Origin of the sequence: Halobellus ruber (assembly GCF_014212355.1) — an archaeon.
Classification (GTDB): domain Archaea; phylum Halobacteriota; class Halobacteria; order Halobacteriales; family Haloferacaceae; genus Haloquadratum; species Haloquadratum rubrum.
Genome location: NZ_JACKXD010000006.1, coordinates 217,296 through 243,508, shown reverse-complemented (window position 1 = coordinate 243,508; position 26,213 = coordinate 217,296). Strand labels below are relative to the sequence as shown.

The window sequence follows — 26,213 nt, the reverse complement described above, 5'->3', positions numbered from 1 at the left end:
CCGCTGACGCTCCACAAAATCTAATTCGATCCAGTCGCTACCGTCGCTGAGGCGTGTGATTTCGGGCATAGATCACTCAGAAATCAGCACGCCTCACTCTTCACGCTTAACTTAACACGACCGGCGAAACCACCCAGGAGGTAACAGCCGGTGGGACTGTGGTCCTACCCAGAGGTGAACCGCACGCGCTCGTCGCAGACGAGCCGTCGGTAGTGCTCGTTTCGAACTCCCCGGCCGGGTTCGACGAGTTCGTGGCTGCCGCTGGCGAACCGACGGACGACGAGACAGTCCCGTCGCCACCGCCGTCCGAGGAAGCGATTGAGCGCGTCCGTGAAGTCGCCCCCGACCACGGCATCGAGATCGTCGGGCCGCCGCCGGGGCATCAGTAAGATAGAACAATGACAGAATAATCGTTTTCGAGCGTAGTTTAATAATATATGTCTAATCATCGCCGAGAAACACTTACACTAATGTATTTGTAAATGGGTTGTATGAATACGGAGAAATATCTCTCCAGAATCGGTCTTGATCCATCTGACGTGACCGAAACAGATGTGTCGACTGTTGAACGACTCCAACAGGCCCATCTCACCACGGTCCCTTTTGAAACAATGGCTGTCGCCGGGTATCCGTTCGAGGATCGTTCTCCTGACGGCGTTTCGTTAGATATGGCCGATATATACGACAGAATTGTGGAGCATCACCGCGGCGGAATCTGTTATGAACTCAACGGACTCTTTGGATGGTTGTTAGATCAGTGTGGGTTCGATGTCGAACGATTGGCCGCACGAGTCATTTCACCAGAAGACGGGAGCTACGGGCCTCCGGGTGGGCATCAGCCGCTACTTGTTTCACTGGATAAGCCGTATATAGTGGATGTCGGGTTCGGCGGAGAGGTCATCAGACATCCACTTCCGCTTGACGGAACAGTGCGTGAAGATCCAGAAGGCGCGTGGCGGCTCGTTGAGACTGATCGCAATGACGCTGACTACGTTGCACAATATAGAGGCCTCAACGGGACCGACGATGAATGGACCGAGTGGTTCATTTTCCGAACTGAACCGAGAGGGATGGACTATTTCGAACCGGCTTGCGAGTATCATCAGCGCTCGCCAGATGCGACTTTTACTGATTGGGTACTCGTCACAATGGTAACAGATCGTGGACACAAAACACTCACTCCCGATTCGTTCGTCGAAGTGGCCGGTAGCGATCAGCACGAGCGCTCAATCTCTGAACAAGAGTGGAGAACGTTACTTGATGAAGAATTTGGCATCCGGTATCCCTCAGTGTAGACGGTGGGAACGCTTTGGGGAGTGTAAACACTCTCGCCTGCTGAGACTTATTATTTGCAGATCGTTCATGCGCCAGTGCAAGATACGCGCTGTGTATTCAGCAGCGCTCACAGGATCTCCTTAGTTTCTGTCAATAGCGAGGTGCGAGATACGGAGTGTACCTGCACCAGCCGATTCTGCCCCTCCCGGATAGTCGTCAACGAGAGAACCGCCTAACAAGTGAACATAACACTTAATCGAAACCCACCAGAACGAGTATTTATGTTATCTGGTCCCCCCTCCCTTCGAACAGCGGTTAGCCAGACGGCTGTGTTCATAGTGGTGGCGTGCAGGCGATTAACCGGCGTTACGCGTTCGGCTGTTTGGGTAATGTGGCGTGTCCTCCGACGGTTCGCTCACAGTTTCCGGTCGCTGTGTGTCACCGTGTATGACAGAGTGGGTGCTTTCCTCTCCGGGCCTGTCAGGCAGTTCGTGGTCGGACCGTTCCGGGTAGCCCTTCTGGGACAACATCGTGATGTTTCGCTTCTCGTTACGCTCCTGTCGCCGGTTCTGGCCCTCGGGACGGCTTGGTTGGTCGGCTCAACAGTCGGTTATCACACGCTGACCGCGTGGGTTCGCGGAACGTGGTTCGGAACTGATCCGTCACTGGCCATTTTCCTCGCAATCGGTGGTCTGCTTGTAATTGGCGCGATCAGCGCGGCCGTCAATTCAGGCCTGCTCCCGACAAGTGTCTTAGTGAGTGCGCCCGTTTTCGGTGCAGGTGTCACCCGGTACGGAACGACCGTCACCTACTCGTGGGGAAGCGACGTCGTTTCGCTTCCCGAGGCTGTGGGAGTGGCGAGCCTCCTTGCAGTCGGGTTCGGAATTCCGATTGCTCTGTGCGGCTTCGTTCTGGGGCGTGCCCTCTGCTACGTGATTAGCGTGTACGGCGGCCGTTCTGGACCGCCCTCAACGGTAGAAAACGCCTGACTGGCCTGCCCTCGTTCGTATGGCTGTATCGGTTTCTGGGTTCGATATATCCCTCGTGTAACGTACCGGGATCTATCAAAATGGGTTACCGAGTCGCGCGTTGTATTCAGCACGCCGCTATGCACATCAATACAATCCGATAAAATATCAGCGGTACATTCGCATACAGGGTCTTACGGCTTAATCAGCCGTGAGAACGTGAAATAAACACCGTGGGAACTCTTCTATTACGCCCTGACTGTACCGCGAGCGACCGCAGGGAGCGAGCGGGCCAAGGAGGCCCCGAAGGGGCCGACGCCGCGCTTTTGGCCGAGCTTTTGCCAGCGACCGAAGGGAGCGCAGCAAAAGCTCGGTGGAAAAGCTACTTCCACCCGCCGCGACTGGAGGCTGTATGACCGACTCCCTTTCCGTCCTCCTCACCAACGACGACGGGATCGACGCCGTCGGGTTCCGAGCGCTGTACGATGCACTCGCCGAGTGGGCCGACGTGACCGCGGTCGCACCGGTCGACGACCAAAGTGCCGTAGGACGACAGCTGTCGACCGACGCCGCGGTCCGCGAACACGAACTCGGGTACGCGATCGCGGGGACGCCCGCGGACTGCGTTGTCGCCGGCTTAGAGGTGCTCTGTCCGGAGGTTGACGCGGTCGTCGCCGGCTGCAACAAGGGAGCGAACCTCGGCGCCTACGTCCTCGGCCGGTCGGGGACTGTCAGCGCCGCCGTCGAGTCGGCGTTCTTCGGCGTCCCCGCGATCGCGACCTCGCTGTACGTGCCCGGCGGCGGCGACGTCCCCTGGCAGGAGCAGGCCACGGAGTCATCGGACTTCCGGAACGCAACCCGTGCGACGTCGTATCTCCTGCGGCACGCGCTGGATGCGGGCGTCTTCGAGCGAACCGGCTACCTGAACATCAACGCCCCGCTGGCCGACGCCGGCGACCCGCCCGCGCCGATCGAGATCACCCGCCCGTCGACGCTGTACGATATGACCGCCGAACACGACGGGAACGGACGGATCATCCTCGAAGACGGGATCTGGGAGCGGATGCGCACCGGCGATATCGAGGACCCCGAGGGGACCGACCGGCGCGCGGTCGTCGAGGGCCGGGTGTCGGTCTCGCCGCTGACCGCGCCACACACCAGCGAGGGCCACGAGGCGCTCGACGGCCTCGCGGCGGCGTACCCGGAGACGGTCTGAGACGGCCCCCGGGCGGCTATCCGGACCGCTGGTCGGGATGCCACACCGCAACGAACCGAAGCCGCCGGTAGTCCGCCGCCCGGGTTCCGTTCTCGGGGTCGTCGCGGAGTCGTTCCTCGACTCCCGCGATCACGTCCGACCGGCGGTTCTCGTGGACCGCTCCGAGCAGCCGGTCGGCGAACATCCCGAGCCAGTCCGCCATCCCGCCTCGCCGTCGTCGAGTTCGGTCGGCCGGTCGAAGAGGGTGGCGGAGCGGACCTCGAAGCACGCGACTTCCAGCGCCGTCGCGTGTTCGCCGACCGTGGGAAAGTACCGGGGATCCTCGGGGGGCTCGTACCCGCGACGGGCGAGTTCGGCGCCGACGGCGTCAAACGGTGGCGGTCCCGCCGAGTTCCGCGACGAACCCACCGCCAGGCCGGAGTGCGTCCGCGACCCACCGAAGCACCGCCGCCCGGTCGTCGATCCGGTGGAGCACCGCGTTCGAGAACACCGCGTCGAACGGCTCCTCGACCGCGAAGTCGCGGGCGCTGCCCTGCCGGAACTCCCGATCAGGGTAGGTCTCCCGCGCGGTCTCGATCATCTCCGCGGGTCGGTCGACCCCGACCGCGTCGGCGATCCGGGCGGTCGGGGGGCCGGTGCCACAGCCGAGATCCAGGATCCGTTCGTCGGGCTGGGGGTTGAGCAGGTCGACCACATCCGTGCCGTACTCGTAGACGAACGAGTGGGAGCCGTCGTGCGCCGCGGAGTCCCAGTCGTTGCGGTCGTCCGGTTGACCCGTCATCGTTCCCGCGGTGGAGTCACCGGGGCAAACTTCCCCCGTTCGGACGCGGAGAGCCGAAGGGAAACGCTCTTTTCGGGTAGGGACGGACTTCGGGGTATGAGCGACGGGGACGACGAGAGCGCCGCCGAATCCGACGGGACGGCGGGGTCCGACGAGCCGACAGACGCGACGCCCGATACCCTTAACGACCGTCTCGACGGGGTCGAGGCCGACCTCGGGGACGCGGAGACGGAAGCGGAGTTGGACGGCGTGGAAGCCGCCCTCGACGAGGTCGCGACGGCTCTCGAGGGTGCCGACCTCCCCGTCCCCGACGACGAGGACGAGGATCCCCGGGAGACGCTCGAATCACGCGTCTCCGACCTCCGGGACGACCTCGAAGCCAAGCGCGGCCCGTACGCGGCGGACGTGACCGATGCCATCGAATCCGCGAGCGGGACGATCGCCGGGACGCGGTGGACCGAACAGGGCCGCCACGAGGTCGCCGACGCCGTCACGGCCTTCACCGACGAGGTCGACGAGGTGCTCGGAACCGACGTGGGCGGGGGGGAGGACGCCGACGACCCGGCGGACACGGAGGCGCTCGCCGCCACGCTCGACGACGCCGTCGCCGCAGTCGAGGACGCGGACTTGGATCCCGACGACAACGCGAAGACGATCGCCGCGTTGCTCGGCGCGACCGACGGGCTCGAGTCGGGTCTGGAGGACGCCCAGGAGTGGGACGACCTCGAAGTCAACGAGCAGCTGATGGCCGAGGGGTTCTACGACGTGCTCGGCCACTACAAGGACTTCCCGCCGGAGCTGTCGGCCCTGAAGGAGTGGGAGAGCCGTGGCCGCGTCGATATGATCCTGCTCGCAAAGGAGAAGCTCCAGTCGGAGTTCATGCAGGGTCACTGTATGGACGCGCTGATCCGGATGGCGAACCCCGACGCCTTCGACGAGATGCACCAACTCGCCCAGCGCCGGAACAAGAAGGCGATCGAGGCGCTGGGTCGGATGGGATCGGGCGCGGATGACGCCGTCGAGACCCTGATCGAGTACGTCGACGCCGACTCCGACCCCGGGCTCCAGAAGGTGACGTTCCGCGCGCTCGGCGAGATCGGCTCCCCGGAGGCCACGCAGGCGCTCGCGAACAAACTCGAGATGGACAACGACAACGTCCGGCCGTACGCCGCCCGCGCGCTCGGGCTGATCGGCGACACCCGCGCGATCGACCCGCTTGCGGGAACCCTCGAATCCGACGACGTCGAGACCGTCCGCGCCGCCGCGGCGTGGGCACTCCGACAGATCGGAACCGAGGCCGCGCTGGAAGCCGCCGCGGCGTACACAGACGAACGCTCGTATCTCGTCCAACACGAGGCCGAACTCGCCGCCGAGGCGCTCGAAGACGGCGACGCCGACGCCGAAGCCCCGGCCGCGTAGGGTCGGTAACGCCGGGCTGCCGCTCGCCTGCTCCCGGCCCGCTTGCCCCGGAGGTTCAAATGCGATCGGGCGGCCAAACGCCCCGTGTTCCGGGGAGTCGCCGATGGAGACGCGCGAGCCGTCGAGTCCGTGGCACGCTACGTGCTCCGGTTTGCGTGTGTTGCGCTCGTCGTGTGCGCGTCGCTCGCTTCGGTGCCGCCGGTCGCGGGCGACAGAGCGGATACCGGCGCGGCCGCAACCCCACACCACGGGCCGCACGTCGTCGCCGTCTTCCCGGACCCCGTCGCAGACGGTGACACCGGCGAGTACGTCGTCGTCGACCCCGCGGACGGGTCGAACCTGTCGCTGTCGGACGGCGAAACGCGGGTGTCGGTCCCGCCCGACGGCCCCGTCGCGCTCTCGGCGACCCCGAACGCGACCCGGAACCTCGTCGACGTGCCGGTGGCTGCGGCCGACCTCTGGCTCGGCAACGGCGGCGAGCAGTTGGTGCTCCGCAGGAACGGGACCGCCGTCGACCGGGTTGCGTACGAGACAACAGAGGAGGGTGAACGGCTCAACGCGACCACCGGCCGCTGGACCCCCCGCGGCCTCACCCCGCGGGAGCCCGTCGCGACCGGATCCGCAACCGCCACCGCGTTCGTGCTCCCCGACGCGCCGGGGGTCCCACTGGAGACCCTCCGGGGCGCGGACCGCCGGATCCTGCTTGCGGGCTACACCTTCGCCTCGGCCCGAGTCGCCGATGCACTGCTTTCCGCCGTCGACCGGGGCGTTCGGGTCCGGGTGCTGCTCGACGGCGGCCCGATCGGCGGGATGACGACGCGGCAGCGCGAGCAGCTCGACCGGCTCGCGGCGGGCGGCGTCGACGTCCGCCTGCTCGACGGCCCCCACGCCCGCTTTTCGTACCACCACCCGAAGTACGCGGTCGCCGACGGCGAGGCCCTGGTCCTGACCGAGAACTGGAAGCCCGCGGGCACTGGCGGCCGGAGCAGCCGCGGGTGGGGCGTCCGGATCGACTCCTCGCGGACCGCCGACGCACTCGCATCGGTGTTCGAACACGACGCCGAGGGACCCGACGCGATCCGGTGGCGCGACCGGCGGCAGAACGCGACGTTCGTCGAGGCCGACCCCGCCTCGGGGTCGTACGACGCCGCGTTCGAGCCGTCGTCCGTCGACGTCGAGCGGGTCCGGGTGTTGACTGCTCCCGGCAATGCCGGCGGCGGGATGCGGCGGGCGATCGCGGCCGCAAACGACAGCGTCGACGTGATCTCGCCCCGACTCGACCCCTCGGGACCGTACTTCGAGTCGCTCGTGGCCGCCGCCGAACGTGGCGTCGAGGTTCGGATCCTCCTCTCGAATGCGTGGTACGACAGGGAATCGAACCGCGCGCTGGTCGACCGCGTCGAACAGCTCCGCGACCGCGGCCTCCCGATCGAAGCCCGGATCGCCCGACCCTCGGGACGCTTCGAGAAGGTCCACGCGAAGGGCGCCGTGATCGACGGGCGGACCGTGCTTCTGGGGAGCCTCAACTGGAACCGCCACTCGGCAAGGGAGAACCGGGAGGTCGTCGTCGCGCTCTACGGCGACGAGCCGGCGTCGTACTACGGCCGGACCTTCGAGGCCGACTGGGCGGCCGCAGCCGGCGGCGGGGCCGGCGCCGTCGCCGACTGGCGGGTCCACGCGACCCTCGCTGCGGGCGGGCTCGCGGCGGTCGTGCTGGCGGGGTTCGTGCTCCGGCAGACGGTCGAGTTCGACATCGGGCTCGAAACCGAGTAGCGGGCCGCTACAGCTCGGTATCGACGGCCGCCTGCGAGGTGAGTTCCGCGTCGAGCTCGGCGTCGGCCATCTTCTCGATCAGGCTGTCGATCACGTCCTCGCGCATCCCCTTCACGAACTTGATCGACCCGACCACGAGGTGGCCGCCGCCGGAGACGCCGCCGCCGACGATCTCCTCGTTGAGTTCCGAGACCATCCGTGGGATGTCGAGCCGGACGCCGTCGGAGCGAAGTACCGCGAAGTCGGGGCCGTAGCCGATGGTAATCACGGGCTCGCCGTGCTCTTTGACCTGCCGGTCGTGGAGCTTTCCGGTGGTCTTCCCCGGCGCGGGGTAGGTGAAGCGGTGGGCCCACTCGTCGAGGTCGACGGTGTAGAGGTGCGCCCCGGAATCGAGCCGTTCGTGGTCGAGATGCGACGCCGCGGCGTCCATCTGTCGCTCCACGTCGCGCTCGGCGCGGGTGGCGAGGAAGTCCACGAGTTCGTGGTGGCGGTCCTCGTCGTCGCAGCCGACGTTCAGCACGTCGTTGACCAGCGACTGGCCGTCATTGTAACGGAGCCAGTGGGCGGCGTAGTCCAAGGCCTCGCCGACGTCGAGGAGGCGGGCGCGGTCGTACCCCTCGGATTCGGCAAGCGCGATGAACTCCTCCATCACCTCGGCCTTCGAGCGGTCCGCGAGCCCGGCGACCGCGGGCACGTGCCGGAGGTCGTCGGTCACGCCGGGGTCGATCATCCGCGCGAGTTCGACGCACATCATCCCGGTGGTGATCCGGTAGTCCTCGTCGTAGAGGTAGGGGTTGACGTGGGCCGCAAGCAGGTCCTCGACCGCTTCCGGGTCGGGGTGGTGGTGGTCGACGACCGCGATCGGCATATCGTAATAGGTGAGGTTCTCGTAGGCGGGGACGTCCTCCTCGGTCGACCCGTTGTCGAGCATCAGGAGGAAGGGGAGCCGCTGGCCGTGTCGCGCCTGCCCCTCGAGGGCGAAGTTCAGATCGCGGGTGACGTCCTCCATCTCGTAGTACGGCGCCTTCGAGGGGAGCCGCTTGATAAGGTGGCGGGAGGCCTCGTCGTCGTCGTGGACCGACTCGATGAAGTTCGAGAGCGCCAGCTGGACCGGCACCGACGCGCACATCCCGTCGCCGTCGGCGTGATGACGAACGCGGATCGGGCGCCCCTCGAGGACGGTCCGCCGGAGCAGTCGGGCGAGGTCCCGGAGGTCCTCGCGGAGCTTCTCGAACGCCGGCCACTCGACCAGCGGCTCGACCGCCGCGGGCTCGGCCCGCTCTCCTATGGCGGCGTCCAGCCGCTGGCGGGTCTCAGCGGCGTCGTCGCCGTCGAGGCGGGCCATCGAGTCGACCTCGATCTGGAGTGTGCCCTCGTGGGACTCGACGCTGCCGCCGATCCGGACGACGTCGTCGAGTTCGATCGCGGGAAACGCGCGGACGCCGGCCTCGCGGAACGCCGTCGCGGAGACGATCCCGGTCTCGTCGGCGACGCGGAAGACCGTCGGCCCGCCGGTCTGTTTGATCTGGGCGACCTGCCCTTCGACGTGGACCTCGTCGCCGACGTCCAGGTCCTCGATCGGCGTGAGCTCGGGTTCGTGATCGACCACGACGGTCCGGTAGGTCGACGCGCTGAACACGTCGAACGCGAGGTCGCCGTTCTCCCTGATCTCCGTCAGGGTGACCGTTAGCCGGTCGTCGACCTCGTAGGACCGATCGAGGTTCGACTCGTGGACGAGCCCCGAGACCTCGTCGGAGATGTCGACGAAGATCCCGTACTCGACGACGCCGTTGACCACGGCGTGGTAGTTGGCGCCGACGTCGACGTCTTCGACGGTACAGTCCGGTGCCAGATCGTAGACGACAGGTCGCGAGTCCGACTCCGAACCCGGAGCCGCCTCGCCGCCGGAATCCCCGGCGGTATCGGGTGTCATACCCGTAAACTGTGGAGCGCCGGGGTTAAGACTTTACAATCGGGGCCGGGCGGCGGACCCCCCCAGGTCGACGTTCGTCACCGGTTCCGGAGTCGCCGGTCACGCTCCTTGTACCACTCGGTGAACAGGGAGAGCCGGCTACGCTTGATAATCCGGTCGATCTCGTCGCGCTTCTCGACGATCTCGTTGGCGACCGCTCGCACGTCCTCCCCACCGACCTCGTCGCCGCTCCGTCCGTCGAGCTTCCGCCGGAGCACGCGGGTCAGCTCGTAGAACTCGTAGATCCGCCGCACCTCCGGCGACGTGAGCTTGTTGACCTGTCGGAGGTCGTCATCGAGAGTATCGGGCGAGAGCGTGACCACGATCCGGTCGACCTCGGGTTCGAGCACCGCACCGGATTCGAGATCGATCAGCTCCGCGACGTTGTCGGCGATGTGGTTGACCTCGTGTACCACGGCGCGTCTCGTCCGATCCCGGTCGACCCGCCGCTGGTTCCAGTGCAGTCCGGCCCACGCCACCAGCGTGCTCGCGATGGTGATCAGAGCGCCCAAGAGGACGTTGAACAGCCCCGCCGGGAGACCGAGTGCCATGCTACGCTCCCTCAGTCGACGCCGCCCCCGTCGCCCGGTTGCACGAGCGGGAGGAGCTCCCTCGCTCGCCTGACGCCCACTGCCGCCCGCTGGTCGATCCCCCGGTAGTGCCGGACGGCGACGGCCGGGTTCAGACAGGAGAACTCCTCGTGGGCGTAGACGTCCACGCCACGCCGGCCGTCCGACCGCCGGAAGAGCATCACATGTAACTGCCGCCTCGCTCGCGAGTCCGCGCGGCGGACCCACGAGCCGATCTCGGGCGTTCCCTTCCGCGTTTTCACCGCGGCGACGGGGTTCCGGTGAAACCCCCGTTTCCAGAGAACTCGCTCGACTTCCTCTGGAGGCGCGGGAAACACCCCGGCGAACTCCTCGTCGCGGATCGGCCGGTCGGTGTGTACCGCCCACCCGAGCAGGCGGCTGGTGACCCCGATCGATCGGTACCGGAGGACGTCCCAGTAGTCGGCCTGCGGACCGAGCACACGCCGCGGACAGATCTGATAGAGCAGAACGTGCGACAGGGCCGCTCCGAGCCGGACCATCGCTTCGCCGAGCATTTGTGTGACGTACTGAGGAGGACAGATTATATGTTCCGCATACCGGCCGCCTCGATCCGGCCGACCGGAACGCTTAGAAGGCGACGAACCTGTGAGTCGAATATGCGACTCTTCCGGTCGAGTGAGGTCATCGGCATCGCCGCCGACGCCCTCGACTTCGCGCGGGAGGCCTCCCAGGAGTCACACCCCGACGAGTATATGGGCTTTCTCCGCGGGGAGGCCGCCCGCAACTTCGATCTCGACCGCTCCGGGACCGTGATCACCGAGGTGCTGATCGTCCCCGGCACCCGCTCGAACCCGATGAGCGCCACCGTCGACTCCAATATGGTCCCGAACGACCGCCGGACCGTGGGGTCGATCCACTCACACCCGAACGGCGTCCTCCGCCCCAGCGACGCCGACCTCGACACCTTCGGCAACGGGACGGTCCACATCATCCTGGGGCATCCCTACGGACCGGACGACTGGCGGGCGTTCGACCAGGACGGCGACGTTCGGAGCCTCGACGTCCTCGACGTCGACCTCCCGGACCCCGAGGACTTCTTCGACTTCACCGAGGCCGACCTCGACATCGACTACACGGGCGGCGGCTACGCCGGAGGGTCCGAGCGGTGACCCGCCGGGTGGTCGCCCAGGGCACGTTCGACCTCGTCCATCCGGGCCACGTCCACTACCTCTCCGAGGCCGCGGAACTGGGCGACGAACTCCACGTTATCGTCGCACGTCGGGACAACGTCACCCACAAACAGGGGCCCGTCCTCGACGGACGGCAGCGCCGCGACGTCGTCGACGCCCTCGACGTCGTGACCAAGGCCCACCTCGGCCACCCCGAGGACATCTTCGTGCCGATCGAGCGGATAGACCCCGACGTGATCGTGTTGGGTCACGACCAGCATCACGACGCCGACGCCGTCCGCGGCGCGCTCGACGCCCGGGGAATCGACTGCGAGGTGACCCGGGCGTCGGCGCGGGAGCAGAAGTACGACGACGAACTCCTCTCGACCGGGCGGATCGTCGACCGGATCATCGCGGAGCGGGGGACGGACAGCAGCGCGGCCGCGGACGGAGCAGCCTCCGGGCCGGACTAGCGTCACCGACCGGCGCGTCGGTCAGTACTGTCGACCACAAAAGGTCTACGTCGCGCTACCGAACTCAGAGCGGATGCCCTCCGATACGCCGTTTTTCGATGCCGGGTCCGGAACGCTGGATGTCGCGGAGATCCTCTCGGAGGCGATCCCGCTGGCCAGGCTGATCGGCCTGTTTGTCGGGGTCAGCCTCCTCCCGTTCATCCTCGGGGCCTTCTCGTTCGGCACCGGTTCGCTCGTCGGAGCGGCGTTCGTCCTCCTCGGGCAGTTCGTCCTCGCCGTCGGCGCGGGGATCGTCCTGCTGTACGTCGTCGTCCGGGCCCGTCAGCTTTCGAACGCCTGAGGGATCCGAGGAGAAAGAGTACCCGCGCCGCTACTGGCTACTGTTCTGCTGTTCGTCGAGCCAGTCTTGGTACTCCTCCTGGGAGACGACCTCGATGGAGAAGTACATCTGGGAGTGTGAGACCCCGCAGTACTCAGAGCAGTAGCCCTGGTAGGTGCCCTCCTCGTAGGGGACCGTCCGGATACTGTTCACCTGATGGGGGAACGCGTCCTGTTTGAGCCCCAACTGTGGCGCGTGGAACCCGTGTAGCACGTCACGGGAGGTGACCCGTATCACCACCGGCCGGTCCTTGGGGACGACGATCTCGGTGCCGGTGGAGAAGTTGCCCGCCTCGGGGTACGACATCTCCCAGCCCCACTGGTAGGCCTCCGCGCGGACGACCACCGGGTCGCCGGAAGCGTCTTCGGCCTGCGGCTGGTAGGTGACGTTCTGGTCGGCGAGCACGCCGTAGGAGGCGACGCCGACGAAGAGCAGGATGAGCGCGGTCGCGATCGTCCAGGTGATCTCCAGCCGCCGGTTCTCCTGGGTCGGCGACGCCTCGTCGTTGTTCCGGAACTTCACCACGGTGTAGATCAGAACCCCCTCGACCAGCAGCGTGATCGGGACCGCGATCCACATCAGCTTGTCGTTCAGGTCGTTGATGAGCTCCGCGCTGGCGGACGGCTGCGCGGCGACCGGGTCCGCAAAGAGGCCCACCACCACCGCGGCGAGCAATGAAACGAGTGCCAAGCGCGTTTTTCGCATCAATCCGGGCTTGGAAGGAGCCACCTAAATATTTGCCGTCTTCGCTCACCTCGGCCGATCGGTCGGCTCGGCCGCGTCAGCGCGCGGAAGCGGCGGGCCTAAATACGGCGATTCCAAAACGCCAGTAGGTGACTCTCGTGGCGTCGACTCCCTCCCGCGACCGGTTCCACGGCCTGCTCGCGGCGGCGGCCATCGGCGTCTATCTGCTACTGCTGGTCGGGGCGACGACCGCCCTGACCGACGCCGCCGCGTCGTGTGCGGCGTGGCCCGTCTGCGGCGACGGGTGGACCACCCCCGCAGCGGCCGCCGGGTGGCTCGCGGTCGGCCACCGGATCGCGGCGGTCCTCGTCGGCCTGCTCGGCCTCGTTGCGATCGGTACCGGCATCCGTGCCGGCGTCGACCGCCGGGTGCTGGCCGCGATGGCGGTCGCAGGCGTGCTTTACCCCGTCCAGGCGGGGTTGGGCGCGTTCGTCGCCCTCGGCGGCGCCACGCCGGCCCTGTCTGCGGTCCATCTGACTGTCGGGCTGGCGATCTTCGTCGCCTTGGTGGCGGCGCTGGCGTGGGCGCTCGAACGGGCGACGGGCGACCCCGACGACCGCCCGAGTGAGGACGTCGATCCCGACCCGCCGGCGCCGACCGCCGCGGCCGACGGTCCGACCTCGGGTGCGACGCGTGGCGACCCCACACACGGCTCCGTCGGGGCCGTCGAGACCGCAAAGGCGTACCTCCGCCTCACGAAGCCGCGGCTGATGTGGCTGCTGTGTCTGGTCGCGGCCGCGGGGATGGCGCTTGCGGCGACGACGACCGGCGGGCTGACCGTCGGCGTCGTCCTCGCGACGCTCGGCGGCGGCGTGCTCTCGATCGGCGCCTCCGGGACGTTCAACCACGTCTTCGAGCGCGACATCGATCGGAGAATGCAGCGGACGAACGATCGGCCGCTCGCAACCGACGTCGTGTCCGTCCGGAACGCGCTCGTCTTCGGCGTCGTGCTCGCGGCCGGGTCGCTTGCGCTGTTCGCGTGGGTCAACGCGCTCGCGGCCGTGCTCGGCCTCGCCGCGATCGCGTTCTACAGCGTCGTGTACACCCTGTTGCTCAAGCCCAACACGGTGCAGAACACCGTGATCGGCGGCGCCGCGGGCGCGCTCCCGGCGCTGATCGGGTGGGTCGCGGTCGCGGGCGAGGTCGGCCTCGCGGGGTTGGGGCTCGCGGCGATCATCTTCCTGTGGACGCCCGCGCACTTCTACAACCTCGCGCTGGCGTACAAGGAGGACTACGAGCGCGGCGGGTTCCCGATGATGCCGGTGGTCCGCGGCGAGACCGAAACGCGGAAACACATCCTGTGGTATCTGGCGGCGACGCTCGTGGCGGCCGGCGCCCTGGCGTCGATGGAGGCGCTGGGGCTGCTGTACGCCCTGACGAGCGTTGCGTTCGGCGCCGCGTTCCTCTACTTCGCGGTCCGGCTCCACTACGAACAGACCGAGAAGGCGGCGTTCCGATCGTTCCACGCGTCGAACGCCTACCTCGGCGCGCTGCTGCTTTCGGTCGTCCTCGACACCTTGGTGGTGTGAGATGGCGACCGCATCGGTTCGAGAACGGGTCGACGTCCGAACGCTGCTGTACGGCGCGATCGTCGCGAACACCCTGGTGTTGCTCGCGGTCGCGTATCTGCTGGTTTCGGGGATCACCGCCTTCGAGCCCCGATACGTCGTCTACGGGCTCCTGTGGCTGTTCGTCGGGATCGTCGTCCTCTGGAAGGCCGACCCCGCGCCGACCGACTGGCGGACCCGACGGCGGGCCGCCGCGGTGGCGGTCGGCTACTTCGCCGCGCTCGCGGTCGCCGGCGGTCTGTTGACCCTGCCGGAAGCGGGCACCGGCTGGGGCGTCCGCGTCGTCCCGCTGCCGCCGGGGTGGGGTCCCGCGCCGGTGCTTTCGACGCCGTACGTCGTGATCGGGCTCGTTCCCGCCCGTGCCGTCGGCTACCTGGCGCTGTCGTACCTCGTCTACGCCACCGTGATCGACGCGGTCGGGTCGGCGGTGTCGGGACTGCTCGGGTTGCTGTCGTGTGTCTCGTGTACGTGGCCGGTGATCGCGTCGGTCGCGACGGGCGTCGTCGGCGGGGGATCCGCGGTCGCGACCGTCGCCCTGGGCCTGTCGTACGACCTCTCGACGGCGGTGTTTCTCGTCACAGTCGCGCTGCTGTACTGGCGGCCGACGGTCGACGACAGCTGAGGGGTGAAAGCCGCGTAGGGACGGGGGTTACCGGCGAATCGAGGGATCAATCCCGGTGGCCGAACCGCTGTCCCGCCTCGTCGTAGCGGGCCTCGAAGATCCGGTCCCACTGGTCGCGTGAGAGCGACACGTCGGCGGCGCCGAGGTTCTCCTCGAGTTGGTCGACCGTCCGCGCGCCGATGATGGGGACGACCGTCGCGTCGGGGTACGCCATCAGCCACCGGAGCGCGACCTGTGCGGGGGTGGCGCCTTCCTCGTCGGCGACCCCCCGGATCGCGTCGAGGACGTGCCACCCGCGCGCGGAGAGATAGTAATCGCTGAACTGGTCGTCGATCGACCCGCGGGAGCCGTCGGGCGCGACGACCCGCTCGGGGTCGTCGGGGTCGGCGCGCTCGTACTTCCCGGTGAGGAACCCGCCCGCGAGCGGCGAGTACGGACAGACCGCCAGTTCCTGATCGCCGCAGACGTCGAGGTACTCCTTCACGTCATCGTAGTACCCGGCGTGGAACAGCGGCTGGGTGACCTCGAAGCGCTCCCAGTCGTGGACGTCGGATTTCCACAGCGCCTTCGTGAGCTTCCAGGCCGCCATCGTCGACGCGCCGAGGTAATTTACCTTCCCCTCCTCGACCAGCCGGTTCAGGGTCCGGAGCGTCTCCTCGATCGGGGTTTCGTCGTCCCACCGGTGGATGTAGTAGAGGTCCAGGTAGTCGGTACCGAGCCGATCCAAGGTCCCCTCGATCTGGTTCCGGACGTGCGTCCGCGACAGCCCCGAGCCGTTGGGGTTGTCGGGGTCGAACCCGAAGTACACCTTCGAGGCGAGGACGTACTGCGAGCGGTCGCGGTCGGCGAGCCAGTCGCCGATCCACGACTCGCTGCGGCCGCTGGGGTCGCCGTAGACGTTGGCGGTGTCGATGAAGTTCCCGCCCGCGTCGGCGAAGGCGTCAAGCAGGCGGTGGGCGTCCTTCCTCGTGGTTTCGACCGTGCCGTCGGTCTCCCGGCCGAACCGCCAGGTGCCGAAGCAGAGCTCCGAGACCCTCGTCCCCGTGGATCCGAGCCGTCGGTAGTCGACGCTCATATCCGGGTGAACTCGCGGGGGCGACAAAAGCGTGCGCGTCGCGGCGGGAGTCGGCCCGATCGGTTCCGTGCGGCGGGCCGCCGGCTACTCGACCGGTTCGAACCGGAAGCCGTCCCACGCCTGGCTCTCGGGCTCCCTGATCCCCGCCCCGGGCTCGCGGAGTTCCGCACAGTAGACCGGGCGGACCGTGTCCCCGGTCTCGACCTCGTCGGTCGTGACCTGCCCGATCGCCCGCACCGGCTCGCCGTCGACGTCGAACTCGACGATCGCGAGGGTGTTCGGCTCCCGGACGCCCGGCGGCGTCGCGGTCGAGGTCGTCCACGTGATCACCTCGGCCGTGTACTCGCTGAGATCGACCGTGCCGACCGGCGCCTCCCCGCCTGGGCCGATCGGGTGTGGGGGGTAGGTGAGGCTGCCGTCGGGGTACTTCGCGGCGTCCATCGTCGGTTCCGCGCCGGCGCGCTCGTCCGCCGGACCGTCGTCGTGGTCGCTCATACCCGCCCCTCCAGGATCGTGGTGGTGACGCAGTTGCCGAACCCGCCGACGTTGCACGCCAGGCCGGTCTCGGCGTCGACCTGTCGGGGACCGGCGTCGCAGAGCACCTGCTTGTAGATCTCGTAGACCTGTGCGACGCCGGAGGCGCCGAGCGGGTGACCCTTCGATTTCAGCCCGCCGGAGGTGTTGATCGGGAGGTCGCCGTCGCGGTCGGTGACGCCCTCCTCGACGGCCTTCCAGCCCTCGCCCTTCTCGAAGAAGCCGAGGTCCTCCGACTGGAGGAACTCGAGGATGGTGAACATATCGTGGAGTTCCGCCACGTCGACGTCGTCGGGACCCGCGTCGGCCATCCGGTAGGCCTCCGCCGCGGAGTTGACGACGCCGCCCATCGTGGTCGGGTCCGCGCGTTCGTGGACCACGTGGGTGTCGGTCGCGCCTCCGATCCCCGAGATGACCGCGTACTCGTCGGTGTACTCCCGGGCGACGGACTCCGGACACAGGAGGAGCGCGGCCGACCCGTCGGTGATCGGACAGAAGTCGTAGAGCCGGAGCGGGTCGGCGACGACCGGCGACTCCAGGACGGTGTCGAGGTCGACCTCCTTCCGGAACTGGGCGTGTGGGTTGTCGACGCCGTTTTTGTGATTTTTGACCGCGACCCGGCCCAGCGACTCCCGGGGGGCGTCGTACCGCTGGAGGTAGTGTCGCGCCGTCAGGCCCGCAAAGGAGGGAAGGGTGACGCCGTGTTTGTACTCGACGGGGTGGGTCAGCGAGGCGATGACGTCCGTTGCCTCGGCTGTCGTCCGGTGTGTCATCCGCTCGCCGCCGACGAGGAGAGTCATCTCGGAGGCGCCCGACGCGACCGACTGCCACGCGGCGTAGACGCCCGCCCCGCCCGACGAGGAGGTCTGGTCAATCCGGGCGGTGTACGCCGGCACCGCCGCGAGGTCGTGTGCGAGGGCGTTCGGGATCCCGGTCTGTCCCTCGAACTCCCCGCTTGCCATGTTCGAGACGTAGAGGTGCTCGACCGCGTCGGGGTCGACGCCGGCGTCGTCGAGACACGCCGCCCCGGCCTCCGAGAGCAACTCGCGGATCCAGGCGTCGCGTTGCCCGAACTGCGTCATCGACGCGCCGATGATCGCTACGCGTTCCATACCCCAGAACGGACGACCGGTCGTTTAGCGGTTTCCCTTCCCGGAGGCGGCGCCGCCGACCGGCTCTCGAAGCGCTTACACGGCCCCCGGGCCGACACCCGATATGGACGTCGATCTGGGGTCCCTCGCGCCGCGGCTCGGCGCGGTGACGTGTCTGCTGCTCGGGGGGGTCGTCTTCGGGCCGGCGCTTGTCGTGTCGGCCCCCGGCAACGCGGTCGCGGCGTACTACGCCTCGGGCCCGCTGGGGGTCTCGGTCGTCGGCGTGCTCGCGCTGATCAGCGTCGTGGTGTTTCTCGCCGGCGCACAGGAGCGGTCGGACCCCCGGACGCTCGCAGGGGTCGTGGTCGTCTCGGGCGTCTCGATGGTGCTGTTTTCGGTGTTGTGGGCCGTCTCGATCGATCCGACGGTGCTCTTCAGCTTCCCCGCGGAGCACGCGTGGATCGAGTCCCACCGGTGGGTCGTGGTCGCCGGGGCGGCGCTTGCGACCCTGGCCGCCGGCGGCTACGCGTCGTCGACGCTGGCGTGAGTCGGGACCGCGGCGCCGAGTGCGGGAGCGACCCGGCCGGCGTCCTGCGATCGTGGGGGGTCAAGAAGTCGAAAGCCCCTTATGTTGGTGCGGCGTAATTCGGTGTGGACTAGGTCGGGCAGCTAGGCCCTGCTCGTCACCCGCATCTTTGGCCTTCAGCGGGGACCGAACGCGGGGGCGTCCGGACAGACCGGTGCGGGCCCCGGAAGCCAACGTCGAAACCTCGTCCTTCGGGGACGGCGGTTCACCGACGCCGGCCGCAGGGTCGGTCCGAGGTGATTCGTCGTCGGCATCCCGTCAGGCGCGGAAGCGAGCAGCGGACCGACGAACGTCCGTCGCTCGGAGGATCGCGGGGTGGAGGAGGCGCCCGGGACTCCCCGTGTCGGAACGCCGGGCAATCCCGTCGTCCACCACTCATACTCGGCTTCGAAAACCAGCCAGCGACCGGTCTCCCGACAGCGATTACCCGACCGTCAGCCGCTGCTGGGAGCCGTCCGCCGTCGCGTTTCCGTCCTCGCTGTCGGATTCGCTATCGAGTTCGATTTCCAACTCGGCCTCGGCGCCCTGGAAGGTGACTTTCACGTCGAGTTCCTCGGCGTCGTCGGGCACCTGGATCACATACGCGCCGTCAGCGCCGGTGGTTCCGGCCCGCTCGCCGTCGACGAAGACGGTCGCCCCCTCGACGGGGTCGGCGTCCTGCGTGACGCCCAGCGTCACGTTCTCGCCGGCGGTGACGGTACCGTCGAAACTCGCGTTCAGCGCGTTCTCGCGGCCCTCGGTCCGCTCGTCGTCGTCGTCCTCGCGTTCGTCATCCTCCTCGTCGACGTCGTCGATCTCCACGTCGGTGCCGGATTCGGAGATCACGGGCTTGAGGATGTACTTCCCGCTGTTGCCGGCCTTGATCGCGGTGATGTCGAAGACGAAGTCGACCTCCTCGCCGTCACCGACGGTGAACGCCGAGTTCAACTGGAGCTTCCCGCTGGGGAGCTTCACGCGCTGGTCGCTGCCGTCCTTCAGCGTCCCCTCGACCTCGGAGACGTGGACGAACACCTTCTCGTAGCTCCCGTTCGGCACGTCCAGCGAGGAGAGCTTCGTGGCGTTTTTGCCCTTCAGCTCTGTCAGGTCGACCGTCCGGTTGTCGACCTCGTACTCGATCCACTCGCTTTCGCCCTCGGAGTCGTCCTGGTCAGCGTCGTCGACGTCGTCGTCAGCATCGGAGTCGTCCGCCTCGTCGGCGTCAGGAGTCTCGGTTTCGGTCTCGCCGGACTCGGTCGTGGCCGTCTCCGTGTTGACGTCCTCGGTCTCGGTGTCGTCGGCGTCCTCGTCGTCAGCGTCCTCGCCGTCACTATCGTCCCCCGCGGGCTTCACCCCCACGCGACTGATGGTGACGTTGAGGTGCTCGAAGTCGTCGATGTCGTTCCGCTCGTCGCTGATGTACACGTTCACTGTCCCCGTTTCCCCCTCGATCTCCTCGGCGGTCGTCCCGCCGTCGAGTGCGGATTCACCTGTGGTCCCGTCGGGCGTACCGGTGAGGCCGCCGGAACAGCCAGCGAGCAACACCAGCCCCGCGACCAGGGCCGCAGCGACTGCGTTTCGGTTCATTGCATCCGACAGGATGGCCCCGTTCGGCATATACCGGCGAGTTCGTCGTCCCGAATTAGCCCGGTTTTCGCCGGATTAAGCGTCTTTAACGTCGGTGCGGACGCGCTGCCGGACGTTCGGGGTCACTCCCACGCGCCGAGGCTCGCCTGGAGGTCCCGGCTCGCCGCCCCCGGCGTGACCTCGTGGCCCACGAGGTCCCGGAGGTCGACCGCGTAGGTGGTGCCCGCACGGTCCAGGACCAGCAGTCGGCCCTGGACGCCCCTGACGGTCCCGGCGGCGATCGTCTCCGCGACGGGGCGGTCCCGGAGGTCGAGCCCGTGCTCGAAGGTGAACCGATCCTCGTCGGCGACGTCGTACGAGGAGAGCAGTTCGGCCCACGCGTCGGCGTCGACGTCCCGGTGGAGGCCGGCGCGCTTCGTGGGCACGCGGATCCGGTCCGGAACCGACTCGGCGATCTCGGCCTCCCGCTCGCGGGCGATCCGGCCGTCCGGCACCGTCGTCAGCCGCGCGCCGCGGTCGGCGCCCTGCTCGCGGAGCCGGGTTTCGAGCCGCCACTCCCTGGTGACGCCGACTTTGAACGTGTCGGGCGCGAAGGCGGCGAGGTAGACCACGTGGGGTTCGACGCAGTCCATCTCGTCTTTCAGACAGGTCCCCGTACACTTGGCGCACACCCACGTCGAGCGGTGCTGCGGGCACTGCGGCGCGGCGGACTCCGGACACGGGACGTGCCCCGCCTCGGTGACGGCGCCCGCGCAGTGACGCTCCCCGAGGGCATAATCGAGTCCAACGCCCGGTTCCAGGGCGAGGAACTCGACCTCCGCCGGGGAGGCAGCGTCGCTGTCGGCTTCGCCGGCGGCGCGGCTCACGAGCAGCCCCGGATCCGACGTGTCGTAGCCGACGATCTGCACAGGTGTCTATGACGGCCCGGGAGGCAAAGCCGTACCGCTCCGCGGCGGCGTGACGGAGGGGAGTCTACGCCCCGTCGCCGCGTTCGGCCCGCAGTTCCGCGTGGAGTTCCTCGGCGGCCCGGCGGACCGCGTCGTCGCTGGACTCCGACGCCTCCCAGCCCAGCCCCGAGAGCTTCTCGACCGACAGCCGCATCCGGGGGACGTCGCCCGCCCACCCGCGGTCGCCGCCGGTGTACTCGTAGGTCGGATCGAGGTCCATCACGTCGGCGACGATGTCGGCGATCCGGGTGACGGAGGTGGTGGTCCGCGTGCCGAGGTTGTAGACGTTCATCGCGTCGTCGGCGTGTTCGACGACGTGGCAGATGGCGTCGACGCACTCGGAGACGTGGAGGTAGGACTTCTCCTGGCGGCCGTCGCCGAGGATGGTGAGCGTCTCGGGATCGGCGAGCAGTTTCTCGATGAAATCAGGGATCACGTTCCCGCGCTGGTGGGGGCCGACGATGTTGGCGAACCGGAAGTTCCACACGGTGAACTCCTCGGTGTGTGCGTACGTCGAGAGCAGCCCCTCGTCGGCGAGTTTCGCCGCGCCGTAGACGCTGATTGGCTCCAGCGGCGCGAAATCCTCGGGTGTCGGCCGCGGGGCCTCGCCGTACACCGTCGACGACGAGGTGAAGGCGACGTCGGAGACCCCGACCTCGGCCATCCGTTCGAGGACGTTGTACGTCATCTCGGTGTTCTCCTCGAACAGCCGCCTGGGCTCCGCGAAGTTGGTGTCGGTGTACGCCGCGAGGTGGAAAACGACATCGACCTCGGCGGTGATCGCCGCGGCGACGTCGCCGGCGTCGGTCAGGTCCGCCCGCACGAACTCGACGCCGTCGGGGACGCGGTCGCGGCCGCCCTTCGAGAGGTCGTCGGCGACGACGACGTCGTTGTCCTCGCGGAGCCGCCCCGCGAGGTGGGAGCCGACAAGCCCCGCACCCCCGGTGACGACGATCCGCTTCCCGGTCAGGTCCATACCTCCGATGCTCCCGGTGTCGGTAAATGCGTTCTCCTTTCGGCGCCGCGTTCCGAAGCCCATTACCGCCCGCGAGGTCTGCGTGGACGTATGCACGAGGACCCAGAGGTGGCCGTCCTCCGGTACGGCCACCGGCCCGGCCGGGACGACCGGATGACGACCCACGTCGGACTCACCGCCCGGGCGCTCGGCGCCGACCGCGTGATCCTCCCGGACAACGCCACCCAGGCGAGGGAGACCGTCGCCGACATCACCGACCGGTTCGGCGGCCCCTTCACCGTCGAACAGACCGATGAACTCGACGCCACCGTCGACCGGTGGGCCGGAGCCGTCGTCCACCTCACGATGTACGGCGAGCGGATCCAGGACGTCGAGAGCGAGGTCCGGGAGCGCCACCGCTCCGACCCGCTCTTGGTGGTGGTCGGCGGGGAGAAGGTCCCCTTCGAGGTGTACGAGGCAGCCGACTGGAACGTCGCGGTCACGAACCAGCCCCACTCGGAGGTCGCGGGGCTTTCGGTCTTCCTCGATCGGCTGTTCGAGGGGCGGGAGCTGGCACAGGAGTGGCCCGACGCGGAACGCCGGGTGCTCCCGCAGGCGAACGGCAAACGGGTCGTCGACGGCGACGAGGCGACCGACGGGTCGTGAGGCTGTCGACGAGGATCGTACGACGGACGGTGGGCCCTTTTAGAGCCACGGAAGCTCGGGTGGTGACAGCCGGCGGTGGGGGAGCCGTGGGGCTGGTCGTCGCGTCCGTGGCCGGCGCCGTCGTACCCGCCATCTTGTCTACATTTAATAGCCTCTGTCACCACAGTACCACCGTACGGGTGCCCCGCGTGATCGAGGCGGTTCGCGAAGTGGTCGAGCGGCTCCTCGCTCGAGTTCGACCGACCCGTATCACCCTCGTCCACCCACCGGTAACGTTCGTTGACGACGCCGAACGGGAGATCACTGTTCGACCGTACGAACCAGACGATTTCGAGGGGCTCGTCCGTATGTACGAGACGTTCGATCCCACACAGCGGGCGCAGGGGACCCCGCCGCTCGACGCCGAGGCGATCCGGGGGTGGCTCACCGGTCTCCTCGACGGCGTGAACGCTGTCGCGGTCCACGAAGGTCGACCGGTCGGACACATCAGCTTCGTCCCCGACGGCACCGGCCGCCACGAACTCGCGATCTTCGTGCACCAGGAGTTCCAGCACGCCGGGATCGGGACCACCCTGATGGCCGCCGGGCTGGGCCACGCGAGCCGGACGGAGGTGACCTACGTGTGGCTCTCGGTGGAGTCCTGGAAGCGCGACATCCAGCGGTTCTACGCTCGGGCCGGCTTCTCCGTGGTGAACCCGATGGGCGCAGCACACCGGATGTCCAGGACGCTCTGAGCGGGGGCCGCAGCAGTCCGTCGGTTCCGGACCGGTCCACCCCGACGGCGTGCACAGCCGTCGGGCGCCCCGCCTTCCGCAACTTTAAAACGACTGAACGGCGCACGAATAGGTAATGGCTTTTGAGGAGCTGCTGAACGACCCTGTCATCCAGAAATACCTCCACGAACTTGTCGGACCGACGGGGATGCCGGTCGCGGCGGCCCCACCGGACGGCGAGGTCACCGACGAGGAGCTCGCCGAGGAGTTGGGGCTGGAACTCAACGACGTTCGGCGCGCGCTCTTCATCCTCTACGAGAACGACCTCGCGGAGTACCGCCGGGTCCGCGACGAGGACTCGGGGTGGCTGACCTACCTGTGGACGTTCCACTACGAGAACATCCCGGAGAACCTCCGCGAGGAGATGGAGCGGCTGCTGGAAGCGCTCGAAGAGCGGCTGGAGTACGAACAGACCCACGAGTTCTACCTCTCGGAGCCCGCGGGGATCCGCTTCGAGTTCTCCGAGGCGATGGAACAGGGGTTCCAGTGTCCCGAGACGGGGGCGCCGCTGGAGCCGATGGAGAACGACGAGATGGTCGACGCGATGGAGCGCCGGATCGGGGAGCTCCGCGACGAGCTCAACGCCGACGTGGGTCGTGGAGACTGATGGTCGTCCTCGCAACCAAATGTTACGTCGGCGGCGACGCCCGCGGCCGTGCGATCCAGGGGCTCGGCTCGCTGATCGACAACGAGATCGGCGACCTCGCCGTCGAGTGGGAGATCGACGTCCGCGACGACGAGTTCGTCGCGGTCGACCTCGCCGGCGAGGACGCGACCGTCGCCGGCAACGCCCTCGCCGACTCGTGGGGCGCGATCGACACCGAGTTCGAGGCCGGCGGGACCTACGTCGGGACCCTCGACGAGTGGGACGACGAGGGGTGGCTGCTGGACGTCGGCAACGGCACCAGGATCCGGATCCCCGCCGCGGAACTCGGGCTCGGACCCGGCTCGCCGGAGCAGATCCGCGACCGGTTCGGGGTCGTCCAGCACACCCCGCTGCGGTTCGTCTACGGGGAGCCCTCGCGGCTGGCCGACGCGACCCGCGACCGGCTCTACGAGTGGACCCGCGAGGCGGGCAGCGGCCGCGTCAACGTCAACAGCGCGACCCGCGGCAACGTCCGGGCGACGGTCAACCGCGCGGGCCACGCCGACGACATCGTGACCGTCGAGCGCTTGGGACTCTTAGAACAGAGCATCGTCTGTCCCGAAGCGACCGACCCGCCGGGGCTGCTCGCCAGCATCGGCCCGCACCTCCGGTCGGAACTGAAATGTGTCCTGACGTGACCGCGGCCACGAACCATATGAGTCCGTACCCCTACCGTCCCGTATGAACCGGCGACTCCTCCTCGCGGCGGGTTGTCTGGCGCTGCTCGGGCTCACGAGCGGCTGTCTCGGGTTCGGAACCGGCCCGGTTGGCGAGGAGCGGCTCGACGGCGATCCCGCCGAGCCGTACGCGTGGGAGACCGACCGGACGGTCCACGTCACGGTCCAGGAGAACACGCAGTTCCGGGCCGTGATGGAGGTCGACCGGTCGACGATCGACCTGTTCCGCCGGGACGGCTTCGGCGGATCGAACCCGCTGTCGATCCAGGCGGTCAGGTACCGCTACCCCAACGGGACGATCATCACCGGGAGCGAACTCCGGGAACGCGGCGGTGAGGTGCGCGAGACCAGAGACGAGACCGTCGTCGAACTCCCGCCTGACGCCGCCGAAAGCGGCGGGAGGCTCGCGTTCACAAGCAGCGGGACGCCGAAGCGGTTCACCCTCCCCGTCTACGTCGAGGGCTCCTACGAGGTCGTACTCCCGGAAGATCGGGAGATCGACTTCCCCGTCTTCGGCCAGGTGTCGCCCGGGGACTACGACACGTTCCGCGACGACCGCGGCCGGGTGCGGATCGTGTGGGCGGAGCCGGTGACCGCAGAGACGGTCTCGGTACAGTACTACCTCCAGCGGGACCTCTACATCTTCGCCGGCATCCTCGGCGTCATCCTCGTCGTCGGCGCCGGCGGGCTGCTCTACCGGCGCCGGCAGATAGAGCGGCTCCAGAAACAGCGGATGGAGATGGGACTGGACGTCGAGGTCGACGACGACGACGACCCGCCCGGGCTCGGGTGAGCCGCCTCCCGGGTGAGCGGCGACGAGCGTTATCCGTTCTGATAACAGCGGGGATACGCTTATCAGGCGACGCGGTGAAGCCAGTATCAGCAATCCGTCCGGCGTCCGCTCGCCGCGGAACGGAAACCCGCTATGACCATCGACCCCGACGACTACGACCTCCGAGAGCTCAGACGTATCGCCGACGAGCGACGCGAGGCGCGTCGATCCGACGACACGAACGAGGAGCGCCGACACCGGTTCGGCGCACGTCGCGGCCGCCGATCCGACGGGGCCCGGCGGAACGGCGGCGACCGGCGTCGGGACGGGGAGTCCGCGGAGCGGCCAGCCGAGGGGCGTCGGGAGCGGCAGGGGGCCGACGGGCCGGCGGCCGACGAGGTCACGGTCCGACCCCGGGACGGGGCGGAGCCGTCACAGCCCGCTGAGGACCGCGACGAGGTGGTCCGTGCCGACCGGATCGCACGCGATGTCGGGTTCGGGAACGGGGACGACGAGCGTCGTCGGGACGAACGGGCTACCCGTTCGCGGGAGCGGCGGCGCCGGCGCGATGCCGGCGGTCGACCCGACGCGGACGACGACGTCGGCCGCTTCCAGTTCGACACCGAACCGCGGGAGCGCCCGCGGAGCCGGCCGGGTCGGGCGCTGCGCGGGAACCAGCTCGAACAGCTGCTGGTCCACGAGACCGCCGCCTCGGAGGGGGTATCGAAGCCGTATCTCACGAGCCTGCCCGACGCGTACGCCGCCGAGCGCCTGCTCTTCGACTGGTTGGAGTTTCTCGTGCTGAAGGGCGGGTACAAGCGCACGATGGACGCGCTCCGGTACTACCGGGCCGTCGAGTGGCTGACCGCCGAGGTGGAGGCGGAGCTTCGCGACTACCTCGTGGGGTTCTCCGGGGAGGTCTCCGATACCGACGCGTACGACGTCGACGACCACCACCTGAGCCTGGTCTACATCGCGCGGCTGTCGTCGATGACGTGACCCCCAAGGATTTTTCAAC

28 protein-coding genes, 1 other RNA gene and 1 pseudogene are annotated in these 26,213 nt (G+C 68.1%); 18 read left to right on the top strand and 12 right to left on the bottom strand.

What is annotated here, in order from left to right:
- Positions 1-164: 164 nt before the first annotated feature.
- On the bottom strand, positions 165-383 hold the full coding sequence (locus H5V44_RS15850) for a hypothetical protein (RefSeq protein ID WP_185194103.1): 219 nt from the start codon (positions 381-383) through the stop codon (positions 165-167).
- Between the two features lie 108 nt (positions 384-491).
- Between H5V44_RS15850 and H5V44_RS15845 the strand changes: the two genes are divergently transcribed.
- The 3 genes from H5V44_RS15845 (at position 492) to surE (ending at position 3,459) form a co-directional block, all read left to right on the top strand.
- Positions 492-1,295, top strand: a complete 804-nt coding sequence (locus H5V44_RS15845) for an arylamine N-acetyltransferase family protein (RefSeq protein WP_185194102.1) — start codon at positions 492-494, stop codon at positions 1,293-1,295.
- A gap of 369 nt (positions 1,296-1,664) precedes the next feature.
- A complete protein-coding gene (locus H5V44_RS15840; protein ID WP_246404042.1) occupies positions 1,665-2,264 on the top strand; it encodes a hypothetical protein in 600 nt (199 codons plus the stop codon).
- A 391-nt stretch (positions 2,265-2,655) separates the two neighbouring features.
- A complete protein-coding gene (surE, locus tag H5V44_RS15835) occupies positions 2,656-3,459 on the top strand; it encodes a 5'/3'-nucleotidase SurE (RefSeq protein WP_185194100.1) in 804 nt (267 codons plus the stop codon).
- 16 nt (positions 3,460-3,475) lie between these two features.
- On the opposite strand, the pseudogene H5V44_RS18210 reads toward surE, so the two are convergent.
- Positions 3,476-4,240, bottom strand: a pseudogene (locus H5V44_RS18210) (class I SAM-dependent methyltransferase).
- A gap of 96 nt (positions 4,241-4,336) precedes the next feature.
- Here H5V44_RS18210 and H5V44_RS15825 point away from each other — a divergent pair.
- The gene (locus H5V44_RS15825; RefSeq protein WP_185194099.1) at positions 4,337-5,659 is read left to right on the top strand and encodes a HEAT repeat domain-containing protein; all 1,323 of its coding nucleotides are present in this window, start codon (positions 4,337-4,339) and stop codon (positions 5,657-5,659) included.
- Between the two features lie 84 nt (positions 5,660-5,743).
- Complete coding sequence (locus H5V44_RS15820) at positions 5,744-7,432, top strand: phospholipase D-like domain-containing protein (RefSeq protein ID WP_343067773.1); 1,689 nt, start codon at positions 5,744-5,746, stop codon at positions 7,430-7,432.
- A 7-nt stretch (positions 7,433-7,439) separates the two neighbouring features.
- On the opposite strand, the gene H5V44_RS15815 is transcribed toward H5V44_RS15820, so the two are convergent.
- The 3 genes from H5V44_RS15815 to H5V44_RS15805 form a co-directional block, all read right to left on the bottom strand.
- Entirely contained in the window at positions 7,440-9,365 is a 1,926-nt protein-coding gene (locus H5V44_RS15815) for a DHH family phosphoesterase (RefSeq protein ID WP_185194098.1), read from the bottom strand.
- 77 nt (positions 9,366-9,442) lie between these two features.
- A complete protein-coding gene (locus tag H5V44_RS15810) occupies positions 9,443-9,955 on the bottom strand; it encodes a hypothetical protein (protein WP_185194097.1) in 513 nt (170 codons plus the stop codon).
- Between the two features lie 11 nt (positions 9,956-9,966).
- Positions 9,967-10,509 carry a hypothetical protein gene (locus H5V44_RS15805; RefSeq protein ID WP_185194096.1) on the bottom strand — a complete coding sequence of 181 codons (543 nt, stop codon included), beginning with the start codon at positions 10,507-10,509 and terminating at the stop codon, positions 9,967-9,969.
- A gap of 102 nt (positions 10,510-10,611) precedes the next feature.
- On the opposite strand from H5V44_RS15805, the gene H5V44_RS15800 reads away from it, so the two are divergent.
- The 3 genes from H5V44_RS15800 (at position 10,612) to H5V44_RS15790 (ending at position 11,937) form a co-directional block, all read left to right on the top strand.
- Positions 10,612-11,124, top strand: coding sequence for a Mov34/MPN/PAD-1 family protein (locus H5V44_RS15800; protein WP_185194095.1), 513 nt, complete (start codon positions 10,612-10,614; stop codon positions 11,122-11,124).
- On the top strand, positions 11,121-11,597 hold the full coding sequence (locus tag H5V44_RS15795; RefSeq protein WP_185194094.1) for an adenylyltransferase/cytidyltransferase family protein: 477 nt from the start codon (positions 11,121-11,123) through the stop codon (positions 11,595-11,597). The genes H5V44_RS15800 and H5V44_RS15795 overlap by 4 nt, the downstream gene beginning before the upstream one ends.
- Before the next feature lie 73 nt (positions 11,598-11,670).
- Complete coding sequence (locus tag H5V44_RS15790) at positions 11,671-11,937, top strand: hypothetical protein (protein ID WP_185194093.1); 267 nt, start codon at positions 11,671-11,673, stop codon at positions 11,935-11,937.
- A gap of 30 nt (positions 11,938-11,967) precedes the next feature.
- Here the strand turns inward: H5V44_RS15790 and coxB are convergent, their stop codons facing one another.
- Positions 11,968-12,681, bottom strand: coding sequence for a cytochrome c oxidase subunit II (gene coxB / locus H5V44_RS15785; protein ID WP_185194092.1), 714 nt, complete (start codon positions 12,679-12,681; stop codon positions 11,968-11,970).
- Between the two features lie 137 nt (positions 12,682-12,818).
- On the opposite strand from coxB, the gene cyoE reads away from it, so the two are divergent.
- Both cyoE and H5V44_RS15775 read left to right on the top strand, forming a co-directional pair.
- On the top strand, positions 12,819-14,249 hold the full coding sequence (cyoE, locus tag H5V44_RS15780; RefSeq protein ID WP_185194116.1) for a heme o synthase: 1,431 nt from the start codon (positions 12,819-12,821) through the stop codon (positions 14,247-14,249).
- A gap of 1 nt (position 14,250) precedes the next feature.
- Positions 14,251-14,910: a DUF7546 family protein gene (locus H5V44_RS15775; protein WP_185194091.1), complete on the top strand. Its 660-nt coding sequence runs from the start codon at positions 14,251-14,253 to the stop codon at positions 14,908-14,910.
- A 46-nt stretch (positions 14,911-14,956) separates the two neighbouring features.
- Here the strand turns inward: H5V44_RS15775 and H5V44_RS15770 are convergent, their stop codons facing one another.
- The 3 genes from H5V44_RS15770 to H5V44_RS15760 all read right to left on the bottom strand — a co-directional run bounded on the left by H5V44_RS15770 (position 14,957) and on the right by H5V44_RS15760 (position 17,631).
- Positions 14,957-15,985, bottom strand: coding sequence for an aldo/keto reductase (locus H5V44_RS15770; RefSeq protein WP_185194090.1), 1,029 nt, complete (start codon positions 15,983-15,985; stop codon positions 14,957-14,959).
- Between the two features lie 84 nt (positions 15,986-16,069).
- Complete coding sequence (locus H5V44_RS15765) at positions 16,070-16,480, bottom strand: nucleic acid-binding protein (protein WP_394354560.1); 411 nt, start codon at positions 16,478-16,480, stop codon at positions 16,070-16,072.
- Positions 16,477-17,631 (bottom strand): thiolase family protein, encoded by a 1,155-nt coding sequence (locus H5V44_RS15760; RefSeq protein ID WP_185194089.1) that lies wholly within the window; start codon positions 17,629-17,631, stop codon positions 16,477-16,479. The genes H5V44_RS15765 and H5V44_RS15760 overlap by 4 nt, the downstream gene beginning before the upstream one ends.
- Before the next feature lie 103 nt (positions 17,632-17,734).
- On the opposite strand from H5V44_RS15760, the gene H5V44_RS15755 reads away from it, so the two are divergent.
- Positions 17,735-18,157 (top strand): DUF7548 family protein, encoded by a 423-nt coding sequence (locus tag H5V44_RS15755; RefSeq protein WP_185194088.1) that lies wholly within the window; start codon positions 17,735-17,737, stop codon positions 18,155-18,157.
- Positions 18,158-18,259: 102 nt separating this feature from the next.
- Positions 18,260-18,570, top strand: an RNA gene (ffs, locus tag H5V44_RS15750) — signal recognition particle sRNA.
- Positions 18,571-18,619: 49 nt separating this feature from the next.
- On the opposite strand, the gene H5V44_RS15745 is transcribed toward ffs, so the two are convergent.
- The 3 genes from H5V44_RS15745 to H5V44_RS15735 all read right to left on the bottom strand — a co-directional run bounded on the left by H5V44_RS15745 (position 18,620) and on the right by H5V44_RS15735 (position 21,682).
- Complete coding sequence (locus H5V44_RS15745) at positions 18,620-19,759, bottom strand: DUF4382 domain-containing protein (protein WP_185194087.1); 1,140 nt, start codon at positions 19,757-19,759, stop codon at positions 18,620-18,622.
- Between the two features lie 122 nt (positions 19,760-19,881).
- Positions 19,882-20,667 (bottom strand): DUF2797 domain-containing protein, encoded by a 786-nt coding sequence (locus H5V44_RS15740; protein ID WP_185194086.1) that lies wholly within the window; start codon positions 20,665-20,667, stop codon positions 19,882-19,884.
- A 64-nt stretch (positions 20,668-20,731) separates the two neighbouring features.
- Positions 20,732-21,682, bottom strand: a complete 951-nt coding sequence (locus H5V44_RS15735; RefSeq protein WP_185194085.1) for an NAD-dependent epimerase/dehydratase family protein — start codon at positions 21,680-21,682, stop codon at positions 20,732-20,734.
- 90 nt (positions 21,683-21,772) lie between these two features.
- Here H5V44_RS15735 and H5V44_RS15730 point away from each other — a divergent pair, with 90 nt between their 5' ends.
- The 6 genes from H5V44_RS15730 to H5V44_RS18205 all read left to right on the top strand — a co-directional run bounded on the left by H5V44_RS15730 (position 21,773) and on the right by H5V44_RS18205 (position 26,194).
- A complete protein-coding gene (locus H5V44_RS15730; protein ID WP_185194084.1) occupies positions 21,773-22,327 on the top strand; it encodes a tRNA (cytidine(56)-2'-O)-methyltransferase in 555 nt (184 codons plus the stop codon).
- 179 nt (positions 22,328-22,506) lie between these two features.
- Positions 22,507-23,061 (top strand): GNAT family N-acetyltransferase, encoded by a 555-nt coding sequence (locus tag H5V44_RS17900; RefSeq protein ID WP_185194083.1) that lies wholly within the window; start codon positions 22,507-22,509, stop codon positions 23,059-23,061.
- Positions 23,062-23,176: 115 nt separating this feature from the next.
- A complete protein-coding gene (locus H5V44_RS15720; RefSeq protein ID WP_185194082.1) occupies positions 23,177-23,707 on the top strand; it encodes a transcription factor in 531 nt (176 codons plus the stop codon).
- Positions 23,707-24,384 carry a DUF2110 family protein gene (locus H5V44_RS15715; RefSeq protein WP_185194081.1) on the top strand — a complete coding sequence of 226 codons (678 nt, stop codon included), beginning with the start codon at positions 23,707-23,709 and terminating at the stop codon, positions 24,382-24,384. Before H5V44_RS15720 ends, H5V44_RS15715 begins: the two co-directional genes overlap by 1 nt.
- A gap of 43 nt (positions 24,385-24,427) precedes the next feature.
- A complete protein-coding gene (locus H5V44_RS15710; RefSeq protein ID WP_185194080.1) occupies positions 24,428-25,216 on the top strand; it encodes a DUF5803 family protein in 789 nt (262 codons plus the stop codon).
- Between the two features lie 132 nt (positions 25,217-25,348).
- Positions 25,349-26,194: a FlaD/FlaE family flagellar protein gene (locus H5V44_RS18205; RefSeq protein WP_185194079.1), complete on the top strand. Its 846-nt coding sequence runs from the start codon at positions 25,349-25,351 to the stop codon at positions 26,192-26,194.
- Positions 26,195-26,213: the final 19 nt, after the last annotated feature.